Raw genomic sequence first — 22,091 nt, 5'->3', positions numbered from 1 at the left:
AAGTAACTCATTTAAAAGGAATTTCATGAAGAAGAATATTTTTTTAGGACTTATTTTTACATTGCTTGTTACGAGCTCATACAGTTGCACCACTGTGTTTTGGAATAACAATGATAAAGCAAAAGTAGTCGCTCGTACTGTAGATTTATTTATTCCCGACACGCCAACAATTCTTGTATATTCTCGTGGAATGACTCGCCAAGGAGAAGCCGGTCCTAATTCGTTGAAGTGGAAGTCAAAATACGGCTCGGTGGTTGTTACTGAATTTAAAACTTCAGCTGCTTCTGATGGCATCAACGAGCATGGTTTATCGGCTCACTTACTTTACTTAACTGGCTCATCTTTTGAAGCACGCAATGAGAAACTTCCTGCTCTTTCAAATACCTTATGGGCACAATACATTTTAGATAATTATAAAACTGTTGCTGAAGTAGTAAACTCTACCAATGATTTTCAACTAACAGAGACCGTTTTACATGATAAAAAGTGGCCACTTCATCTAAGTGTGCAAGATCCTAGTGGAGATGCAGCGGTAATTGAGTTTATTGATGGTAAAAAAATTGTTTATCATGGCTCTCAATATACCGTCATGACTAATGAACCTGCTTACAAAATCCAATTAGAAAACTTAAAAAATTATAAATCATTTGGTGGAAAATTAGCTTTGCCGGGGGATTGCGATCCATTAAGTCGTTTTGTTCGTGTAGCAACTTATCTAAAAACATTGCCGAGCCCAAAAGATATACGCGAGGCAGTGGCTGGAGTTTTATCAGTGATTAGAACGGCGATGGTTCCTTTTGGTGCCGTTGATACCTCAGGAAACGAAACAGAGGACGCATGGGCAACTCGCTGGGTTTCGGTAGCTGATTTAACCAATAAAACTTTTTATTTTAACACGACCATCACCCCGAACATTATTTGGCTTGATCTAAACAAGCTCGATTTTAGCGAAGGAAAGCCGGTATTATCTCTGGATCCTAATGATATGAGTTTAGTGGGTGATGTTCAAAATCTGATGAAAAAGAGCTAAGATTCTTGCCCGTAGTACGGATCTATCAAAATGTGTCGAGCAGCATGTATGCCTTTGTTTTAGGGAGGGCTGTGCTGTTTCGACAGAGCCGGATGGCTTACTACCAATTTTTTATCAATATTTGCGTAGTCTCATAAGATAGGCTTTGATAACAAAAGAAGAGATTATTTCTTTAATAACACTTCCCAGGATAACCTGAAGTGACAAATCTATCTCAAGAGACAATTCTGGGATATTAAACGATTGAATTACTTGCCAACAGGTGAATAACTCACAGTCCTTACTTTCAATTACTTTGGGATAAGTTAAAGGTGGGTTGAATTTGACCATGTGATAATTTAGTTCACAAAGCCACTGTATTAATCAAAATAGGCCTTTAGTTAAAAAAAGTAACTTTATATTCATAAATAATACACTTTTCTTTAACACTTGTTAAGTAGCAGATTAATAAGACAGATGAATTATCCTCCATTTATAAGGGGATTGACAGAATATGCACACACATATCCCTATCATTCTTCGTCATTAGGAGCTTTAAGTCATTTAACAGACCAGGAAATCGGATAGCATCCATGGAAATTAAGAGTTTTTCAGGAATTTATTCATTTAGAAGCAGTGCTCCAAGAGTTTTGGTCCCATCTTTTTATGTGTAATGTATTATCGCTACAATTTTGCGATGCTCAAGGAGCTTGGGATCCTGACAATCCAGGTACTTACCGATTAAATTTTTCCGTTTTATTCGGAGTCATGCACCAGCAACTGCAGCAAGTCGTCTTAGGAAACGGTGAGCCAGAATTATTCCAAAAACTTTTTGAGAGAGGCGCTTTGCGTGCAACAGTCAAAATAAGACAAACCGAATCTTTAGCCGAGACAAGGTAGGGAAACCCAAGCGACATCAAACTTTTCGGCGTGTTTGTTAACAAATACACACTTAAGTTGACGCCATTACGTGAATGCTTACAATCAAGAGTGGTTGCATATAAGAGCATTATAAATTGCTCGGGGTATATGCTTATTATTTTTAACTTTGGGTTGTTACTCGAAGAATTTCAGCAAGTGAAGTATCTCCAGCAAGTACTCGTTTAAAACCATCATCGCGAATGCTAGGACTTGTTGGGCGCAGATGTTCTTCCATAGTTTGCAAATCTTCGTGACGATGAATCATACCTCTTAATACTTCATCTATGGTGATAAGTTCATAAATACCCGTTCTTCCTCTGTAACCCAAGTGATTGCATAAGTCACACCCTTTAGGTTCACAAACTTTGGATATGTCCGTATCAGAAGTGAGTCCCATGAGCTCCTTTTCATCATCTCTTAATTGATGCGGAGTTTTGCAATGGGAACATAATTTTCTAACCAGTCGTTGTGCAATAAGTCCAACAATACTGGATGATAAAAGAAAGGACTCTACCCCCATATCACGTAGGCGAGTCAATGCTCCTAAGGCGCTATTTGTATGTAACGTAGAAAGTACAAGGTGTCCAGTAAGACTGGCTTGAACTGCAATCTCAGCAGTTTCGAGATCACGAATTTCTCCTATCATGACTACATCAGGATCTTGCCTGAGAATAGCTCTTAGACCTTTAGCGAAGGTCATTTGTACTTTGGTGTTCACTTGAGTTTGTCCTATACCCTCAAGATCATATTCTATAGGATCCTCAATGGTAAGAATATTTCGGGTGACTTGATTTAATTCAGTCAGCATGGCATATAAAGAGGTCGTTTTTCCAGAACCTGTTGGACCAGTCACTAAAATAATACCATGAGGTTCTGCAATCATCTTCCGCATCGCTTTTAGAGTCGCTTTAGGCATGCCTAGCAGATTTAAATCTAATTGGGCAGCTTGTTTATCCAAGATCCTCAAAACTACCCGTTCTCCATGATTAGAGGGAAGAGTAGAGACACGTACATCGATATTATGGCCACCAATGCGTAGTGAAATACGCCCATCTTGTGGAATGCGTTTTTCTGCAATATCTAATTTTGCCATCACTTTGACTCTGGAAATTACCAGAGGAGCAATGGCACGTTGAATTTCTAAAACTTCATGCAATACACCATCAATGCGATTACGTACCAAGACTCTATCTTCATAGGTTTCAATATGAATATCAGATGCTTTTTGTTTTATTGCTTGAGTAAATAGGGCGTTTAGCAAACGTATTATTGGGGCATCATCTTGGTTTTCTAATAAATCCTCACTAACAGGTAGTTGACTGGCAAGTAATGAAAGATCCATATCTTCTTCCATGCCCCCCGCAGCATCTAATATGGATGATTTAGATTGATAAACGTGAGCTAATTCTTGTTGGAAAGCCGATTCATCCACTTTTTTTAAAGAAAACCCACATTGTAATAAACGTTTTACTTCTGCCAGAGCTTGCAGGGACGTATTTGATAAATAATAAACGGTAGCCTGGTTATTGGTCATTTCATTAGCCACTACAATCCCGTTGTTTTTTGCAAAACTGTAGGGGATTTGTAGTAATTTTTCTTCATGTTCCATTACTTTGTCACTAATAAAGGTGGACGACTAAATGGTTTAGGTAAGTCAGCTCGTTTTAATGCAGGCATGACTGTTGCATTATTACTTTGTACAAATGCATCTTGTGATCTTAGCCAATCCAACTCATATTGGCGAATATTATTATATTTTTCGCCAGATAGATGCATATTATCTCTTTCATTACGTATGATAATAGGTTTGATAAAAACCATAAGAACTCGTTTTTCTCGGGTATTTATATTACGTTTAAATAAACGACCTACACCAGGAAGATCTCCTAGGATTGGTAGGCGGTTATTGTCATTATCTAATCTGTCTTGAGTTAATCCTCCTAGCACAACAATGTCACCACTTTCAACATGGACTGAGGTAACGATGCTGCTGATTCTAAAAGTTGGATTCACGGATGCTTCTGCAGTAGCTGGCGGATCTAAAGTATCATTGCCTTGATCGATTTGCATCTGAATTCCATTTCCACGTGTAATTTGGGGACGAACATAAAGATGTAAGGCCACATTGACGCGATCAAAAGTTGTATAGGGGCTTGCAGGTGTGGTGCCTCCGGCATTATTAGGATAATTTGTGGAAGCAACAGAAACTTGTTTTCCCACCAGGATCTTAGCTTGGCGGTTATCAAGGACTACAACAGACGGGGTTGATAGAATGTTGGCTTTATGTGCTCTTGCCAAAGCATAAATTTGTGCTTGGAAATCTGCAATTTGAGTTTTACTATTAATGATCGCAAAGCCATTTCTAAAGCCGCCTGGTTTTCCTGTTTGCTGATTGCTTCCCCATTCTATACCTAAATCATTGACATCATCTTGATTAATTTCAGCTACAAGTGCTTCGATAAGTAACTGTGCGGGTTTAATATCCAGTTGCCCTATGACTCTTTTTAGAATATGTATCACTGATGCAGGAGCATTGAGAATGATTGAGTTCGTGTTGGGTTCTGCAATAATTTGTACCGTAGGTTTAGTTGTTCCTTCATTTTGAGTTGTTGCCGATGTTGTATTGGCAGTTGCTCCAGGTGAAGCTAATGAACCACTGGATACAGGATAAAGAGATGTAGAACTTTGTGTGGTTGCGTTATTACTATTGTTGGCAAGATTGGAGGCAGGATTTGTACTGTCTAATGCAGGACGTGTTATTGTTCCAATAGTTGTGCCAACATTACCACTAAAGTTTGCTTGTGCGATCCCAGCAAGAATAGGCACTAAATCTTCTGCTCTGAGATAATTAAGATAAACAACTTGAGTATTCGCATTAAGACCCTCAGAGCTTTCCTTATCCAGCTTTAAGATCAACATTCTAATTCGTATTCGGTCTGTTTTGGAACCACTGATTAAAATGGAATTCGAGCGATCATCAGCGGCAATAGTTGTCTGTGCTCGTGCTCCTCCCATGTTGGGTTGAGTTTTTACCAGATCTTTCAAGGTAGCCGCAATATCCATAGCCAATGAATGCTGTAAATGGATCATATCGATTCCACTTGTAGATGAATTATCCACTTGTTTGATGATATCAGCAAGGCTATGAATGTTATTGGCTCGGCCTGATAAAATCAGCATATTAGAAGGGGCATAAGCTGAAATACTACTCCATTGAGGCATTAATGGTCGTAAAACAGGAACTAATTGCTCTGCTGGGACGTAGTGAACGGGTACTACTGCGACCATCATGTCATCCCCATGAGGGGGATGCTTTATTTCATTCAAAATATCAGGGGATTGTGTTTTTGCATCTATGTTAGGGATAATTTTAATAACAGCCCCACTTGGGATAGCTGCATAGCCAGATACTTGTAATACTGAAAGAAAAACTTGATAGAGTTCATCATTATTCATTGGCGTTGAAGAAATAATTGATATTTTTCCTTGGACCCGAGGATCGATGACGAAATTTTTGCCAGTAACTCGTGATACTTCCGCGATAACCGCACGAATGTCAGCATTTCTTAAATTCCATAATTTGCTGTTAATAGGGAGCGTTTGAGCTTGCTCCTCTGTATTTCCAGCTTGGTTCGGTGGAGCGAAAGAAGTAGTTTGTTGATTGGTGCTAGAATTGACTTTTTTAGATAATTTATTCTGCAAATCTCGTGCGCTAAGATAATCACTAATTGGGCCAATTTGTACAAGATAAAGTTTTTTATCCGATAAACTTTTAATTTCTACTGGTTCATTCACAAGCACGGAAAGTTCTTTTTGACGCTGTTGTGCATCTTTTTCTAAATTGAATGCACCTGCTTGCAGAAAAAAAAGAGTACTTCCATTTTTAGTCGTCGTGGAAATATTAATTTCATTTGCATGAGTAAATGCAGAGCAAATAAATATTAAAAAAATAATAACTATAGAGCGCATTGAAAAACCGCAAAATCCTAAGTAAGTAACATAATAACTAAAATTACTAACTTACCATAGTTTTTTTGGCGAGTAATTAAGGTATTTTGAAACAACATCACATTTTACTTCAAAAACCTTAACCATTCTGAAGATTAATCTACAATAGTGAGAATAACTTTTCCATATTATGATTTGATATTTATAAGAATTGTACAATTAGGGATATTTGCTCGCAGAGGTGTCTGATTGAGATGTTTATATTTCTGATAAAAATAGGAAAATTGATGCATGGTATTATTCGGAAAAGATTTTGCTTCAAAGGCAATATCGATATCCAGTCCCTTATTCACCGTATATTTCTGACCGATGTTTAGCTCCTCCGCTGTTGCGCATAGGTGCCAACTTAAGAAAAAATTGACTATGAACTTTGCGGAGGGTGATGTTTTTCACCTAGGCTGTCTTACACTCACACCCTTGAGCGAGTGCTTGTATGTTTAGAATTTTAGATGAAACATTTTCTCGTTGAAAACACGCGCTATCAGCGCGAGTCCAAAAATTTATACCATTCCTAGATTATATGACTCTCATTCTCCATTAAGGGCGATGAGTATGAGTGTATGAATTTGGATCAGGATGCTGGTGAGTATGTGAGTGTTGATTGTGATTATGATAGTTAGGATATTGTGGTTGGTAAGGAGTAAAAAAGCCATAAGGAGTAGAAGTTACTACAACAGTTTGCGGTGGATGTGTTACTACAACAGTTGGGTTTGTAGTAGGAGCATGAGTGTGTACGTGAGTTGTTGAGGGGTGAGTATGGGTATGAGTATTTCCTGAAGTTGATACATGTTTCATAGTTCATCCTTATTAGAATAAAGAGTTAATTTTTTATTTCAACTACAAAGAGAATGATGATTTAAATTTGTATATTTTAAATATCATCTTCATGCATTATAGGCAGATAGTTCTCTTAATGTATATAGGGTTTGTTGACAATTGGAACCCTTAAAGGTGCAAAATAAATTGTCAACAAACTCCATGTCTCCTGCTAATTTTAAAGCCCTTTACAGGAGAGATACCAAGCCAAACTTTTTTTAGTAAATCCCACATTCTGCAGTAGGCCTATTTTTGTTTATTCTTCGTTATTCGCACATAAACTGCACTGTGCGAATCATTTTTCTTGAGGTTCTACAGTGGAATAAAAGTTTGCTCTCTGTGACTAAGGACAACAAATAATAGTTTGAACTTCTTCAAGATCTGTATTACTGGAATGACTGAGATCGTAATTACCGACATATTCTTGACATGTGCTATTACTGATGAAGTGTTTTTCGAAATGATTACCTAATAGTCCAGCATTTTGTCGGCGAAGTTTATAAAATGAAGGTTCTTCTGCTTGGGGTTCAAATACTTGTATTAATTGATTATCTGATAAATCAGCTACGTTTGTTTTTCCACTAGTAATAAATAGAGTGTTGGTTTTTCTATCAAAAAATTTCATTATGGCCTCCGTTAAAAAACTCCTTGAGTGTTCGCTATAAGACTTTGTTGTTAAATAGTGACGCACTAAATGCAATTTCTACACTAATGATGCTACTTCGTCAACAGCCTCGTGCTAATTCGATATTTCACTTAAACAAATGATGGTCCCAGCATTGGGCCTAACTGATAAGAAAAAAGATTATGAAAACAAAACTTAATATAAAAAGTAAAAAATTAATTCTTTGTCGAGTTAACAACTTTAATAGAGTATAAAGAATAATACCTCCGCCGATTCCATCAGCTATGGATGCAGTGAATGGAATCATCATGATAGTAACCATACAAGGAGCTGTTTCACTAATATCTGGCAACTTCATATCCGTTAAATGTTTCATCATACAACAAGCTACGTACAAGAGTGCAGGGCCTACTGCAAAATTAGGAATCATCTTAGCTAAAGGGGAGAAAAATAGCATGAGAATAAAACCTATTCCAATGATTATTGCTGTTAATCCGCCGCGTCCGCCTGCTTCTATTCCTGCTGCAGATTCGATATACGGGGAAGTGCTTGCGGAGCCTAATAATCCCGCCATTGCAGAGGCTATCGCATCTGCAGTCAAACAATTACTCAAACGTTTGGCATAGTTTTTTTGTTGTTTAAATAGTGTAGGATTTAATAAACCAATTAAAGTTCCTGTAGCATCAAATACGGCAATTAAAAAAAAGGTAAACATCGCCTTCATTGCTAAAATAGTGTTTAGTCCAGAAAAATCGAGTTTTAAAAATGTGGGCATTATCGAAGGGGGCATGGACATCAATCCTTCCCAGCTTGATAATCCTGTTAATAAACTCAAAGTAGTAATACTAAGAATACCAATAATAATTGCACCTGGTATCTGAAAATAGTCTAAGGTGAGTATGAGCAGAAATCCCAAAAAAAATAATCCACTCTCAGGACGATTCATTGCACCAAGATGCATCAAATGATGTGGATCAGTAACGATGATTTGGTTGTTTTTTAAAGTAATAAGGGCGATCAATAAACTAATGCCAATTAAAATAGCGATTTGTAAATTATAAGGAATCGCCTCTATAAGTAGGCGTCTTAAGCTTGTGAGTGATACGAAAATAAATAAGACACCTGAAAGAAAGACAATGGCTAGAGCATGTTCCCATGGTATTCCCATTCCTTTTACTACTGTATAAGAAAAAAAGACATTTAATGCCATACCTGGAGCAATACCAATGGGGGTATTAGCGATTATTCCTGTGAGTAAACATGCAAAGGCAGTGATAAGACAAGTCGCAGTAAATACGGCCCCTTGGTCCATACCGGCATCATGGAGTATTGCTGGATTAATAAATGCTATATACACCATGGTTAAAAAAGTAGTAATGCCAGCGATGATTTCAGTTTTAAGGGTCGTATTTTGAAGGAAATAGGATTTTAACTGCTCCATTATGTTTTATTTTCCTATTATTAAAAGTAAATTATAAAGCTGAGATAATTTCTTATCAATATAAAAGTCAATATGAGTCAAGATATAGAGAATTTAAAAAGGGTAAGCAATATAAGAAATGAATTAATAGATCGGATTTTTAAAGAGATTAAATGAAACCAAGGAGCATCTAAAACAACAACTTTTTCTTGAGTAGTATAGAAGGGTGTCCCACATTTTGTGTTTGATAATCTACTTCCAACTGCAATTGCTAAGATAATATGCGCTAGCTTTCCCCTGAGCATTTCGGGGAAATTAAAGTTGAAATACAGCCAATTAGGGGATGTTCTCTCAAATTGTGTCACCATGAAATTCGCTTGTCTTGCACAATAACTTGTATTATATTGATCAAATTGATTAATATTAATTAAACTTTAATTTTTCCTACCAAAATGCACCAAAAATTGAACAGAAATGAATATAATGCCATTGCAAAAGAGGTCACTTTGCAACTACGCACACTTTTTCCTCAAGCAGAACCTCATGTAATTCATTCTGTTTTTGGTCCTGAAATTCTTGCTCAACCATTAAGGATTTCTACCTTAAAAACTAAAGTGGATTTTGAAGAAATTGAGAAGAAAGCGCTTGCTCAACTTCGGGAAGACATAAAATTAGAAAAAGACAAAACGATTCGTAAACAAAAGCTGCAACAACTAGAGAGCATTATCCTTTTCGGTCAATTGTTATTTTCACAATCAGCATGCTTGTATTTTTTTAGAGATTGTAAAAGTGCATCAATTAGTCCACAAATTACAAAGAAACTTATTGATATGAACAAGCTGATTGAACAAGAAGGTTTGGCAATAGAATCTTCTCGATTTGAAGTGCTGAGTCGCCGCAAAAAATTTGATGAACTGTTTTCCGAAATTCATCAACGACTCAAGAGCATGGTAAACACTGCGTCAAATAAACAAATCGATGTTTATAGATTGCAAGAAAGTTTGGCCAAGACTAAAATCTTTTACTATCAAATTAACGATTTGAATTTTAAATACGCGCAAAAACCATCAAGAAGTTTTTCAACATTCGTGAATACATTACAAAATTGTGGTTCTAAAGTAGCAATAACAGCAACTGTTATTGCCATAGGTGCTACTGCTTTATCATTTATTCCGCCATTAGCTCCAATTATGACTCCAATTGCTTTAGTTGCATCCTATGTATCTTTAGTTGTTAGCGTTCCTCTTGCGTTAAAAAATTTGGGAACGATACTTTATAACCTCTTTCGATTTGGAGCAGCCCCATCGGCTGGAGAGTTGATTGGAGTTGCTTTTATCGCCACTAATTTGCTAACTACAGGATTGAGTAAGCTTGCTAATCAACTTGTAACACTTGGTGTAACCGGGAAATGGGCAATTAAAACAGTAAATTGTCTTAAAGAAGCAGAAAATTTAACTAAAGCTTCGCTGGGTATAGTGGGTCAAATCGGCCAATCAAAACAAGATGTTGAAATTGAACAGGTGAATGAACACAGATTGCTTTTAAATTAAGTAAGTTCAATATAAAAGGCGTAAAAATGCTGCGCTTTATGCGCAACATCCAGCTTTGCAAGAATACAATATTGATTTAAATAGATTACGACGATCATATCCTGCGCATAAAGCCTAGGGAATCTTTTCAAAATTTAACCTAAAAAAATGCGTTTGATCCATTCTTGAAATGTTCAGCACACCCAAAAGATTAAAAATAAATCATAGTTTGTATTTTATGATCAAAAAAAGTATAATTATTGCTTCATTTAACTTTAAAGCTTGAATATGACCGATAAATTTAGTTACTACTTAGAAGACAATAATGAAGTTAAAAGTATGGATCATTTTGCTGCTTTGCAAATGAGTGAGCATTCTTTTAACGAATTGGGTTTGGAAGGCTTAAAAAGCCAATGGAGAAAATTAGCTACGGAGTTTCACCCAGATAAAAATGGTGGCAGTCAGCGTGCTGGAATAGTATTTCAGAGAATACAGCAAGCTTATGAGGTTTTATCAGATCCTATTAAACGCCAACAGTATTTATTAGATAAAAGGGTAGAATTTACTTTTGATGTCAATTTTGTTTATTCAGATATTGATATTTTGCTAGCAGAGCTCAGTATAAAAAGCAATCAACTAGACGAATTAATTAGTCGATTAGATAGATTAAATAACCCCATACCTTCCTTAGACTCGAGGAACGTCCGTATTTTAGAAGTTCATGACAGTTTGGAAAAAATAGCTCTGGACTTAAGTAAAATTTATAAAGGTTCTTTTGTAACCGTAGATGTTATCAATAAACAATTCCATCTATTTTCCCGAATTGAAGAACAAGCTACAACCGGAGGCGAATTTTACGCACTTAATTTAATTTCTAAGAATGATCCTATCCTTTCGCAACGAAGATTTGATTATATGCAAAAAGCTGCAGCCAAGGGCCACTTGGTTAGTTTAGCGCATATGACTAATGCAGTATTTTCTGGACATTTTAGACCACTAGAAGACTCAATCAAGTGGGGATTAAATTGCTTACGCTATTTGGAAGAAATAGTAATACCTCAACTTGAGATGGAGGAGCCATCTTCAGAAACATTGGCCCATATCAAAGAGCAATTAGCAGCTCTTAGAGAGCGTCGCAATGAGATTTTACCTGTGGTCATACCTAGAGAAACTAATGCTTTTAATGAGCTGGTTACTCAAGTGGTTGAGTACAGAAATAGGCGAGGAGGAGTAAGTTCTGAAGATTTCAAGCTTGATCCGAATATGATCGATGTATTAGAAAGAAATCAACCATTACCTCCAATTCGATTGATTCCTACAGAAGAATCTGTGCAATCATCACCAATTAATGAACATGATTTATTAGTGAAAATCTATGACACTTTCGCTCAAAAAGTGGCTGAATTGCGAAATACTCCTAAACCAAATCAGCATGCGTTAAGCGTCGCTGATCAATTAAGAATTCAGTTAGCTGAAGCGATTGATACTTATAAAATCAATACAGCAAATTCAGCGATGACAAAAGAGCAAGCAAAGATAGTATTTATGGATACATCCACCACTGCAATAAATAATACCAAGCATTTATTAGAAAAAGAATTAGGGTGGGGGGATTATCTAACCAATCTTTCAAAATCATTTGCTAATGTATTTATTAATGCTATTAATTCGGCAAGAAAATCATTAGGCTTTCAATCTCAATTTACTCTCTTCGCACTCACTAAAGCTCCTTTGATTCCTGAAGTAGAGAAAATTCAAGATGATTTGTATGAACAATTGTCTCCAAAGTAAATTAAAAGAATAATTATCGGAGAATCCTCAATAGAAGCGAACCCTATTGCAAAAACAGGGTTTGCTCAAATACATATATTTCTTCAAGGTCCTAAATTTTCTAAAGAATATCATCCTCTCCTTATGTAGGGCTGGGGGTAATATCTGTCTTAGGAGTGATCTCTCCATGAGAAGGGGGAGTAACTTGAGTTCCATATATCATTCGTGACATCGGGCTCCAGAAGAAAGAAAACGTTCTTGAAAAGACACTGCTTGTTTCTACTGTACCTGTTTCTGCTCCTTTATTTTCTTTGCTGCGATCAATGACACCAAAATTATCAATAGCATGTTGTTCTGCCAATTTTAAAAATGAGCCTATTTCCGCAATAGGTGGAAGAGCTTGGGGTCTGTCTTTATAAAATCGTTCTGCGGCTGTTACGATTAATCCATTAGCGAGTTTTAACGAATCCAGTTCATCAACTTCGATTTTATCATTAGGAACTATACTTCGTAGGGCAGCCAAATCATGAATAAAGGTCTGAATTTGTTGATAAAGCTTTGCAAAATCTTCAATAGTATCTGCGAATTGTTCTTCATAGCTTTGGGTGAGTTGCTCTAGGCTGTATTTTTCTAGGCCTTTTCCAGCCAGTTTTTTATAGATATGAGTTATTTTAATTTCGGACGGATAGTTGGGTAGTATTTTATATTCTTCGGAATTTATAATTTCATTTAGAGTTATTAGGGAGTTATTTTCGACGTGATTTAATTGCATCAATAATGCATTAAAAAAATGAGTTAAGCGATTGTCTATTGATTCTTGTAAGTAATGAAAGTCTTTTTCTAACCCTTGAGATTGGGTAATCAGTGTATGGTTTATACTGGTGAAACTTAAGAGCAGAAGTTCCGCTACAAACTGTTGAATCGTTGAATTATCCGATGCAGATAACTCTTTAAATTTAGTCAAAATATTAATAATTGCTTCATACAGGATTTCTTTTTCTTTTTGTTTTTCAACGGAATACCAATCCTCAGTTAAGTATTGTTGGCTTACTTGACGAATCACTACACCAAATGTTTCCAACACATTTTTGCGAGTAATTTCATAATCCAAAATAGATGCCTCTTTATTGTCTATTTTTTTAACATGTTCTTCTAAGACTAAGCTTGCTGTATTGATCATCTCGGCAGGGTTTTTTCGTTCAGTATCAAGCCCAAAAATTTTAAAAAAATGTGCCTGCATTAATAATGCATGCTCTTCATTAACATAGCCTGAGTATGTGGCAAAGATATCATTGAAAAGACCATATGTATGTCCTTTGAGTAATGCTCTGCGTTGATTGATGAGACCCATGTAGGAATAATGGGTTGAGTTATAAGCATCATAACCTATTTGATTTTTGGCAATTGCTGCATAAAGTGCCCGTAGAATAGTGGGAAAATCGAGTGTGGATACATTGATGAGGTCCGTTTCAATATGACTTCCTAAATATTTTCTACCTAAAGCGCTATGTTGATTAAAAATCTGGAGGCCATTATTAAATTCGACACCCTGTTTGCTTAAAAAATGAAGCAGCTTATAGAGCATTAATTTTTGGACATGAGTGGTTTTATAACCATCAGGGGAAACTATTATTCCCAGTTGGGAGCCATTATTCCCGCTTGATCCTGTTCCGTGATGCCCTGGCATAGAATAACGAACAAAATTTTGTTTTTCTTTAGTGGTTATCTCAGGAAAAATCGGAGTAAATCCCCAATCGGAATGTTCGTTTGTATAATAAATTAATTCAGTATTTTTTATAATTTCAGGCAATATAAAAAATCGCTCGTCATACCAAGTAATAGGGAAACAATCTCCGGGGACAGGATCTATACCAAAAAAGTTTATTGAAGCCTTAGGCAGAGCCATCTTTAGTTTATTGAACCACTGTTCTTGCTCCTCTTTGGGTATTAGATTAATTTGGGATTTTAGCGGTTCGATAATATCTGGCGTATTATTGGTCGGCTTTCCTTTATGTCTTTTGGTTTGTTGTTCGGTTAATTGCTTTAATACCTCCTCAAAAGTAGCACATGTCGTCATGATTTTTTGTATTGCTTCTAATTCATGAGCGATTAAAATTGATTCAACAGCTCCTCTACTATGAGCAATTATATTGATTTGCGTTTGTTCGCGGCTTATAGCATTTAGAATTACAGCAAGACCCAAGGCAATTTTCTCTCCTACGTTAGCACCATCAGTTTTTGGTCCATTAATTACAGTAATTTCATCTGCCTGCAAAGGATAAGGATTCTTGGCGTCTACTTTTGCTGTTTTAGCAGATGTATTCGTTTTAATTAAAGAAGAAACCACACTTAATGTTTCTCCTTTAGGGTAATCTTTTACTTTGGCTCCTTTTATATAAGGAGTAGGTTTGGGGGTTTTTTTTAAGTCAGGAAAAAAGTCAGTGAGTGTCCCTAGCATTGTCAGTGTGAATGATTGTTTTTCAATTTTACTGTCCATAGTATTTGCCCCATATTATGACACAATGAACCATTATAGGCATTATTTAATATAAAAATAAACAAAATACGTTCATTTTTTGCATTAAAAGAGATGCATTTGAATTATTTTTTTTAATTCTTTATTTTCATTTTTAAATCAATGTCATACCGATTTAGTTACATCCTATGACTGTTGCTGCTATTTCCAGTTTAGAATTAAGGGAGGCTTATGAGGAGTCGGTAATGTATGGTCTGATGGCCAACCAAGAATAATTGGAACTATAGCGGTCATTTTTTTAGGTATCCCTAACTCTTTTTTCCATTCCGGCAAATTTAGCGCAGGAACTGAAAAACCAATAACACAAGTAGCAAGGCCATAAGTAAGGGCAGCAAGCATTAAATTTTCAGCGGCTAGCCAGCAGTCAGCGCTAACAAATTTTCCTTTAAAGGTACCGCATATAACAATTAAAGTAGATGCATTATAAAAGACATTGAACTCTTTTTGTTGCACTACCTGCAAAATATGCTCTTCTTGTAAGTCTATTTTTTTCTTTTTTTCATCCATTGTTAATTGTTTGGCGCTTTCTGAAAGACGATCTAATAAAGACTTATTCTGAATGACTACAAACCCTCTGGACTCTTCATGAAGTGCTGAAGGAGCATATATTGCTGCATCTAAGAGCTGATGGATAATTTCAGAATCTACTTTCTTAGATAAATAATGACGTACCGCTCTGCGATGATACAAAGCATCCATTATATCCATTTTATACCGATTTATTAATTCTGGGTTTTCCATAACCGCTCCTGGCTTAGTATCTAAGTGTCTATCAATTCCTATTATAGTTATAGCAAAATTTAGAATAATTGCAGGGACTCTGGTAGTTGCATTTTCTTATCTAGGCGGGATACTCCTGCAGTGCTAAAAGTGTAGGGACAAGAATCATTGTCATTCACCCTGTTGATATGCACAGTATTTGTGATTATTTTTTGCGCAATATGGTGACAAATAACACGGAATTATGATAGTGGTTAATGTATAATATCAAATATTGAGACTTAAGGAAGCAGGGAGCATCCGTTGATTAAATACGAAAGGTGACAGAATGAGTGATATCTTCGATGCAATAAAAAATCTTGAAATGAAATTAATAGAGATTAATAAGGGAAGTCCATTAGTCATCAACACGGCTCTCTTCAGAGAAGAGCTTTCAGATCAGTGCCTTGTAAATCATAATCTTTGGCCAGATAACCCATCGAAATCTAAGCCTGTTGCAACCCCAGAGCAATTACAAGAATATTCAAATCAAGTTTTGCAGGCAGTTTTTAATATTGCAAATGCAAGTAAAGGCGGGTATGTTACTGCGATAACGAATATTAAAACGCTTACTAAATCGTTTGGCTTTTTGGATAAATACACCTGGGTTCCAAAAATTGTTGATGAACAAACCTATCAAATAGGAAAGGCCTTACAAGAATTTTTAAAAGAAGCACTGAGCGAAGAAATACTAAGCCAAGTTCCTAAAAGTGTTTGGATGGTGAAAACTATAGAAGTGAGAGAGCCCGCCAAACAACTTTTGACGGACTTGAAAGAAATCTTGGACAAACGACTCACTATTTATGAGCTCCATTCCAGTCCTGAAAAAATTAAAGAAAGTGTGGGTTACTTACAAGTTAAAAATGAAAGAAGGAAGCTCTGGATAAATCAAGCGACAATTTTGACGAATAAAAATACCGAAGCCCAGCAGCTTTTCTTGAAGGTTAGTCAGATGATAAACGAAGGGTTACCTACTGACACCCAACAGCTGGAAGAATATCATGAAACACTCAAAAAAATGCATAAGGCTATGGAGGAAATGCTTAATGAGCTAAGAGTAGCAAAGCAAAATTTTGATGAATTTAATCAGCTATGGAATGAAGAAAATAAACAAATGAATCTTCCTCATTCAATTAATACATCGTCATTTATTCATGCCTTAGCTATTCATGATCAAGTGATGGCAGAAACGGAGTGGATGCGATTGTTTAATGATATAAATGTAGCAGGCGAACTATATAATGCGGATATTGGAAGTAATCTATTAAAATATTTTGAATCAGGGAATAATCTTCTTAAGGATGCTGATTTATACCGAGAAATGATTTCAGATTTCGTTAATGAAGAAACAGGAGTACTTCACACACAGATTAAAGAGGTTACTTTATTGCAACAATATATCGAACAATTAAAAAAAGGTCATAGGGTATTATCTACTATTGAAAAGCCCTCTTCTCTTGGGGGCGAATTTCCTGCAATAAGCTTAAATGTTATTTTATCGCAGGAAAAAGCAGCTGCTAATCGCTTAGCAGCTGATAAAGAATCCTATACTGTTGCCATCAAAGAGCTTGATGTCTATCTACAACAATTGATCCAACGAAAAGAAGATTTAGATTTTCAATATCAAAACGGAAACCCTTTGCCCTCTGAGGCTAATGATTCCCGCTTTAAAGGAATTTTTATAGAAGCTCGTAGGAGTGAACAAGAAAAATTATTACCTCAAATTCAAGAAATGGAGTACCAAATTAATGCCGTTAAAGAATTAATACAAAAAGCAACCCTTGAAGTGAAAAGCTTGGAGCGAGGTTTGATCAAATTAAACCGAGACGAGGCTTTAACCACATCCACTCGTCGTATTCAAGAAACATTCTTAGAGTTACAAGGCTCTCAAATTAAGCTAAATAAATCTGAGTTTGCAGATGCGCTACACTATCAGAAATACATTAAAGAGACCTCGAGTATTATTCAAACTTATGATTCTTCCCTTAAATCTATAGCAGAAAATATGAGTGACACTCAAAAGGCAATTGAAGATGAAACACGCTCAATCGAAAACCTTATAGAAAAGCAAGCAGAGCGCAAGAAATTTTTAAGGGCAGCTAAGGATAAATTAATACAATTTAAGAAGGATTTGGATGAAAGCCCAGAACTTTATATTCCTTCTGCTAAAATTCCTAAAAACGAGTTAATTAACTATTTGGAATGTACTTCTTCACCGGCGTTAATGCAATTTTTTGATCAACTCTATGCCAATGAAGAACATGCAAATTCATGGGGTGGTTGGAACTTTACCCGTTTAACGGACTACTGGAATCATAATACTTCTTTTCTGGCAGAAAGCGATTTGGAATATGATTTGTCAACGACGTCAGAGTATATCGAAGACAAAATTCAACTTATTGAAAAAGAACTTGCTGGTACAGAGAATAAGCCGGAGAGTATATGGATTCCAGAGAATAATCTTTGGAGTTTACAAAAGTCTTATAAAACGGCTATTCCCCAAAAACAGGAAGGTGAAATTCGGTTATCGCAACTGCAAACTGAGCAAAGAAAATTAGAAGCTGAAAAAAATGAAAAATTAGAAGATTGGAATACTGAATATGCACAGACAAAACAGTCATTTGAGAAAGCAAAATTGACTCATCACCTTTCTCAATTATCGAACAGCCAAGCGGTTTGCGCATTAGATATTCTTAAGCTTGACTATGCACTTACTGATATTGAAGAAAAAGAAATAAGCTTTAATAAGGCATTAAAAGAATTTTCTCAGCTTAAAAATGAAGATCTAATAGCACAAATAAAAGATCGTGAAGAGGAGCTTAGAACGATTAGCGATTTTATGAGCAAAGCCCTTCCCAAAGAAAAATCGGTTGATGAATTGGTGAGGCAAGTAGAATCTAGTATTCTCTATTTAGAAAAGGAATGGGAAAACGTTTTTTCTTTTGCTCTAAGCACAGTACCTCCTACAAAAATTAGTCGTGAGTTGCATCAAGAATTGCAAATATTAAAAAGACAACTGTATGGCTCTTTGGAAGAAAAAGGACTCAACGCGACATACTCAATGTTGAAGGCTAAAGTTGCAGACCAACAAATGGCACTACCGATACTCAAAGAGCTTGCCGAAATTCAAATTAATAGTGCTCTATTGTTAGAAAAAGCAGCTTTAATTGAAAGTTACAGCTCTATTGATAGAAAGCAATTGTATGAAGAAATTAACCAATTACAAGGTCAGATAAAAGAACGTATGACCGCCATTAGTGAGTCCCAAAATGCTATCGTGAAAGAAAAATTTGGTGCAACTGCTCAAATACTTCAAGAGCTTACTCAAGTAAGAAATACCATAGAGCATTTAGAAAAATTGATAAAAATTAATGAAATCTACTCCGGATTTGTCAAGAGAATTGAAGCCTGCAAACCTGACATGGTATTAGCGCGAAGAAAATTACTACGAGAGATTGATGTTTTTGCAAATGGAGAATTGGGGACTTCTTTAATCGAGATTCGTAAAAATAACGATCCTACCGTACAAAAAGAGCTTGCATCAATACTCAAAATGCATGACAAAATTGATTTCTTTAGTAGCCTTTACGCCCCTAATTCTCTTTTTGATGAAATTGAAAGAGAAGAGGACAAGCAAAATATTTTGAAGCAATTAAACCAAGTAATTGATGAATATAAAATACTCATCCAAAGATATAATGAATTGCCACAGAGGGCAGCCAAAGTAAAACAAGCATTTTACACCGATATTATAAACTTTCAGAGCAGTGAATTTGTTACTGCTCTAGAGGAACTTCATAATAGTGACGATTCTGAAATCCAAGGAAAAATGAATCTCATTTTAAGCTTAGAGTCTAATCTGGATGAGTTTAAGAAAAATTATAACGAGAAAGAAATTAAGAAGGAAATCAAATTTGATAACGCTCGAACAAGTCTAGGAGCAAAATACTTTGGAGCCAAATCTATTTTTGATAATTATCTACAGGAGCGGGCAAACACATTCTGGTTCAGGGATTTTATAAGCTCCATCGCCTCTTTTGCATTAGGATGCATTGGTTATAAAACCGAAGCACAGTTAAGACAAGACTACCTTAATGAGCTGCAAACTACCTTGCAGGTATATCAAGAAAACTCTTGTGAGAGTAGCACTAAGAATTTGTTTCAAAAAATAAATTATGGGCTTAGCCAATTCTCGCCCAGACACAAAGCAGGTGAGGAGGGCTATGATAAATCCCTACACGCCAAACTGAGTGAGTTTAAAAAAGAGGTTAGGTTTGTACAAGAACAATTTGCTCCTAATGCATCAGAAGAAAATAAACCTCTTTTTCAAAGATATAGTTTTTAACAGTAACTTTTTTCAAAAAGTTACTGTTAGATCAAGTTTAGGTACTAAATATTTGGGCTCTATTTAGTCTTCATTTTCCATATCCCTTGCCAGTTTAGCTCAGGGGGGTGTTCCTTAAGTATTTTGCAGCGTTTAATATAGAGTTGAGATGGTTTGTCTTCAGGGTATAACATTAAAGCGTTCTGGAACGATAAAATGGCCTTATCCCATAAAGCCTCATTATAAAACTCAATCCCATTGTTGAAATGATTCAAAACATCAATCTGATTTGGGAATGAGTGCTTATCGTGAAAATCAATGATTTCATAAATTGAAACAGGATTTGCTTTCCCCTTAACAATAACTTTATCAATTTGTCTGGTTCTATAAGTAGACTTTAATTGTTGATAAGTGAATTCGCTAATTAAAATATGGACACCATAGTACTTACATAAACCTTCTACTCGTGAAGCCAGGTTAACACCATCACCAATTACCGTAAAATCCATTCGCTTATCGGAACCAATATTTCCTGCAACAACCATGTCCGTATTAATACCAATGCCATGTTTGATTGGTATTAAGCCTCTTTTATTGCGTTTCTGATTGAAATGATTCAATGCTTTCATCATAGCAATAGCAGCCCGAACAGCGCGATCAGGATCATCTTTATGAGGGAAAGGATTACCAAAAACAGCCATGATGGCATCACCAATAAATTTATCCAAGATGCCACTTTCTTCATGAATGCAATCGACCATTAGTGAGAAATATTTATTTAATACCTTAACTGTTTCTTCAGCACCGAGTGATTCAGATATCGAGGTAAAATCTCTTATATCTGAGAATAGAATCGTCGCAAGAGTATTAGTCCCGCCAAGAGAAAACTCATTGGATTGCAGCAATTTTTCTGCCAAATCAGAACTCATATAACGCGACATCGTTGTCTTCATACGTTTTTCAGAGCTGATGTCCTCTATAATCATAATCACACCCAAACGCTCTTTATTCACGCTGATTAATGGAACTATGTTGATATTAGCTGTAATTTTGGTTCCTAAAATATTCAATTCTATATCCATTAAAGTATCATGATTTAATTGTGAATCATGACTATTTATCGCCATAATTCGTTCAATCAAATTGTTTTTATCATCCTGGAACAGAAAGGAAGCATCTTTAAGAACTAGCTCTTCAGGATCAGATAAATGTAATAATTTCATTCCAGCTTTATTACAAGTTACAATCTGATTAGTCTCATTAAGGGTAATGACGGTACTCGTCATACTTTCTAAGATACTTTCGTTGTAATTTTTTATATTTTGAACTTCTTCAAATAACTTAGCGTTTTCTATAGCAATTGAAATTTGTGAGTTGATAGCAATTAGTTGATATTCATCCTCAGCAGTAAACTCTCCGTGCTTTTTATTTAAAACCTGGGTAACTCCGATTATTTTTCCACTCTTATTTCTAACTGGAGCTGATAGTATTGACCGGGTGAAAAAACCGGTTTTCTTATCAAAAGAAGGGTTAAAACGAAGGTCTACATAAGCATGAGGAATGTTGATTATTTCGCCTGTCATAAATGTGGAACCTGCTATTCCTAAATGATTAGGAAACCGAATTTCCATCTTATTTAAACCAATACTCGATTCTGTATATAATTCATGTGTTTTATCATCATTAATAAATAAGGTAGCTCGTTCGGCATTCAAAGCTAAGGTTATGGTGTCAATTATTTTTTCTAAGAGTGCGGAAAGATTAATTTCTGTAGAAACGGTTGATATAGTTTCTAATAAATGCATGTCTCGTTTGTGTGATTCTTCAATTTGTTCTATTGTCAATTTATTTTGAATCGCCATAGCTGCATGTTCAGTCAAAGCTTCGACCATTTGCACATCAGCCTCATTAAACTCCGAATCAATCTTATTCAACATTTGCGTTACGCCAAGTAATTTTCCTTCCATATTTTTTAAGGGGACACATAAGACATTTTTGGTTTTAAAACCTGTAATTTTATCAATATTTTTATTATGTCGTTCGTCAAGTTCAGGATGAGTAATGCAAAGCGATTCATTATGTGTAAACGACCAACCAGCTAAACCTGAATTATTGAGGATTCGTATCTCAAAATTTAGGTCTCCCTGGGCTATAAAAGAATAAAGTTCACCTGTTTCTTGATCATTTAGAAAGATCGTGCCTCGTTCACAACCAATGACGCAGGAAGTTACATCAATGAGCATGGTTAAGATTTCTTTAAGGCTGGAGGTATGTCCGGTATCTCGATAAATTTGAAATAGCAATTTATAGAAATTTTTTGATTTCATATTCTTAATAGATAGAGTATTATTCATACTATTTCTCCAGAAAAATA

General features: G+C 35.7%; 12 protein-coding genes and 1 pseudogene. 5 read left to right on the top strand and 8 right to left on the bottom strand.

Features of this window, described 5'->3' with window-relative positions; genetic code table 11:
* The first annotated feature begins 25 nt into the window (after positions 1–25).
* Positions 26–1,030 (top strand): linear amide C-N hydrolase, encoded by a 1,005-nt coding sequence (locus tag DYH34_RS11835; protein WP_058465648.1) that lies wholly within the window; start codon positions 26–28, stop codon positions 1,028–1,030.
* 600 nt (positions 1,031–1,630) lie between these two features.
* Positions 1,631–1,950 (top strand): annotated as a pseudogene (locus DYH34_RS11830) (IS4-like element ISWosp8 family transposase); the annotation flags it as partial.
* Positions 1,951–2,051: 101 nt separating this feature from the next.
* Here the strand turns inward: DYH34_RS11830 and lspE are convergent.
* From lspE to DYH34_RS11805, 5 genes are all read right to left on the bottom strand, one after another.
* Positions 2,052–3,539, bottom strand: a complete 1,488-nt coding sequence (gene lspE / locus DYH34_RS11825) for a GspE family T2SS ATPase variant LspE (RefSeq protein ID WP_058465650.1) — start codon at positions 3,537–3,539, stop codon at positions 2,052–2,054.
* A complete protein-coding gene (gene lspD / locus DYH34_RS11820) occupies positions 3,539–5,899 on the bottom strand; it encodes a GspD family T2SS secretin variant LspD (RefSeq protein WP_058465651.1) in 2,361 nt (786 codons plus the stop codon). The genes lspE and lspD overlap by 1 nt, the downstream gene beginning before the upstream one ends.
* A gap of 576 nt (positions 5,900–6,475) precedes the next feature.
* Positions 6,476–6,733 carry a hypothetical protein gene (locus DYH34_RS11815; RefSeq protein ID WP_058465652.1) on the bottom strand — a complete coding sequence of 86 codons (258 nt, stop codon included), beginning with the start codon at positions 6,731–6,733 and terminating at the stop codon, positions 6,476–6,478.
* 364 nt (positions 6,734–7,097) lie between these two features.
* Positions 7,098–7,379, bottom strand: a complete 282-nt coding sequence (locus DYH34_RS11810; RefSeq protein ID WP_058465653.1) for a hypothetical protein — start codon at positions 7,377–7,379, stop codon at positions 7,098–7,100.
* A gap of 160 nt (positions 7,380–7,539) precedes the next feature.
* Positions 7,540–8,820, bottom strand: coding sequence for an NCS2 family permease (locus DYH34_RS11805; protein ID WP_058465654.1), 1,281 nt, complete (start codon positions 8,818–8,820; stop codon positions 7,540–7,542).
* Positions 8,821–9,263: 443 nt separating this feature from the next.
* Here DYH34_RS11805 and DYH34_RS11795 point away from each other — a divergent pair, with 443 nt between their 5' ends.
* Together DYH34_RS11795 and DYH34_RS11790 are read left to right on the top strand one after the other, a co-directional pair.
* Positions 9,264–10,349, top strand: a complete 1,086-nt coding sequence (locus DYH34_RS11795; protein ID WP_238589538.1) for a hypothetical protein — start codon at positions 9,264–9,266, stop codon at positions 10,347–10,349.
* 267 nt (positions 10,350–10,616) lie between these two features.
* Positions 10,617–12,119, top strand: a complete 1,503-nt coding sequence (locus tag DYH34_RS11790; RefSeq protein ID WP_058465657.1) for a J domain-containing protein — start codon at positions 10,617–10,619, stop codon at positions 12,117–12,119.
* A 121-nt stretch (positions 12,120–12,240) separates the two neighbouring features.
* Here the strand turns inward: DYH34_RS11790 and DYH34_RS11785 are convergent, their stop codons facing one another.
* Together DYH34_RS11785 and DYH34_RS11780 are read right to left on the bottom strand one after the other, a co-directional pair.
* Positions 12,241–14,595 carry a hypothetical protein gene (locus DYH34_RS11785; RefSeq protein ID WP_058465658.1) on the bottom strand — a complete coding sequence of 785 codons (2,355 nt, stop codon included), beginning with the start codon at positions 14,593–14,595 and terminating at the stop codon, positions 12,241–12,243.
* A 180-nt stretch (positions 14,596–14,775) separates the two neighbouring features.
* Positions 14,776–15,375 (bottom strand): nitroreductase family protein, encoded by a 600-nt coding sequence (locus DYH34_RS11780; RefSeq protein WP_058465659.1) that lies wholly within the window; start codon positions 15,373–15,375, stop codon positions 14,776–14,778.
* 307 nt (positions 15,376–15,682) lie between these two features.
* Between DYH34_RS11780 and DYH34_RS18415 the strand changes: the two genes are divergently transcribed.
* Entirely contained in the window at positions 15,683–19,738 is a 4,056-nt protein-coding gene (locus tag DYH34_RS18415) for a coiled-coil domain-containing protein (protein ID WP_238589539.1), read from the top strand.
* A gap of 59 nt (positions 19,739–19,797) precedes the next feature.
* Here DYH34_RS18415 and DYH34_RS11770 read toward each other — a convergent pair whose 3' ends face one another.
* Positions 19,798–22,071 carry an adenylate/guanylate cyclase domain-containing protein gene (locus DYH34_RS11770; RefSeq protein ID WP_058465660.1) on the bottom strand — a complete coding sequence of 758 codons (2,274 nt, stop codon included), beginning with the start codon at positions 22,069–22,071 and terminating at the stop codon, positions 19,798–19,800.
* Between the last annotated feature and the right edge of the window lie 20 nt (positions 22,072–22,091).

It is taken from the genome of Legionella cincinnatiensis (genome assembly GCF_900452415.1).
Lineage (GTDB): Bacteria > Pseudomonadota > Gammaproteobacteria > Legionellales > Legionellaceae > Legionella > Legionella cincinnatiensis.
This window is presented reverse-complemented; position numbering and strand designations above follow the sequence as displayed.

Bases quoted from the DNA above. Each gene is read 5' to 3' on its own strand.
- DYH34_RS11835 (WP_058465648.1), top strand. From the start codon at position 26: ATGAAGAAGAATATTTTTTTAGGACTTATTTTTACATTGCTTGTTACG.
- lspE (WP_058465650.1), bottom strand. From the start codon at position 3,539: ATGGAACATGAAGAAAAATTACTACAAATCCCCTACAGTTTTGCAAAA.
- lspD (WP_058465651.1), bottom strand. From the start codon at position 5,899: ATGCGCTCTATAGTTATTATTTTTTTAATATTTATTTGCTCTGCATTT.
- DYH34_RS11815 (WP_058465652.1), bottom strand. From the start codon at position 6,733: ATGAAACATGTATCAACTTCAGGAAATACTCATACCCATACTCACCCC.
- DYH34_RS11810 (WP_058465653.1), bottom strand. From the start codon at position 7,379: ATGAAATTTTTTGATAGAAAAACCAACACTCTATTTATTACTAGTGGA.
- DYH34_RS11805 (WP_058465654.1), bottom strand. From the start codon at position 8,820: ATGGAGCAGTTAAAATCCTATTTCCTTCAAAATACGACCCTTAAAACT.
- DYH34_RS11790 (WP_058465657.1), top strand. From the start codon at position 10,617: ATGACCGATAAATTTAGTTACTACTTAGAAGACAATAATGAAGTTAAA.
- DYH34_RS11785 (WP_058465658.1), bottom strand. From the start codon at position 14,595: ATGGACAGTAAAATTGAAAAACAATCATTCACACTGACAATGCTAGGG.
- DYH34_RS11780 (WP_058465659.1), bottom strand. From the start codon at position 15,375: ATGGAAAACCCAGAATTAATAAATCGGTATAAAATGGATATAATGGAT.
- DYH34_RS18415 (WP_238589539.1), top strand. From the start codon at position 15,683: ATGAGTGATATCTTCGATGCAATAAAAAATCTTGAAATGAAATTAATA.
- DYH34_RS11770 (WP_058465660.1), bottom strand. From the start codon at position 22,071: ATGAATAATACTCTATCTATTAAGAATATGAAATCAAAAAATTTCTAT.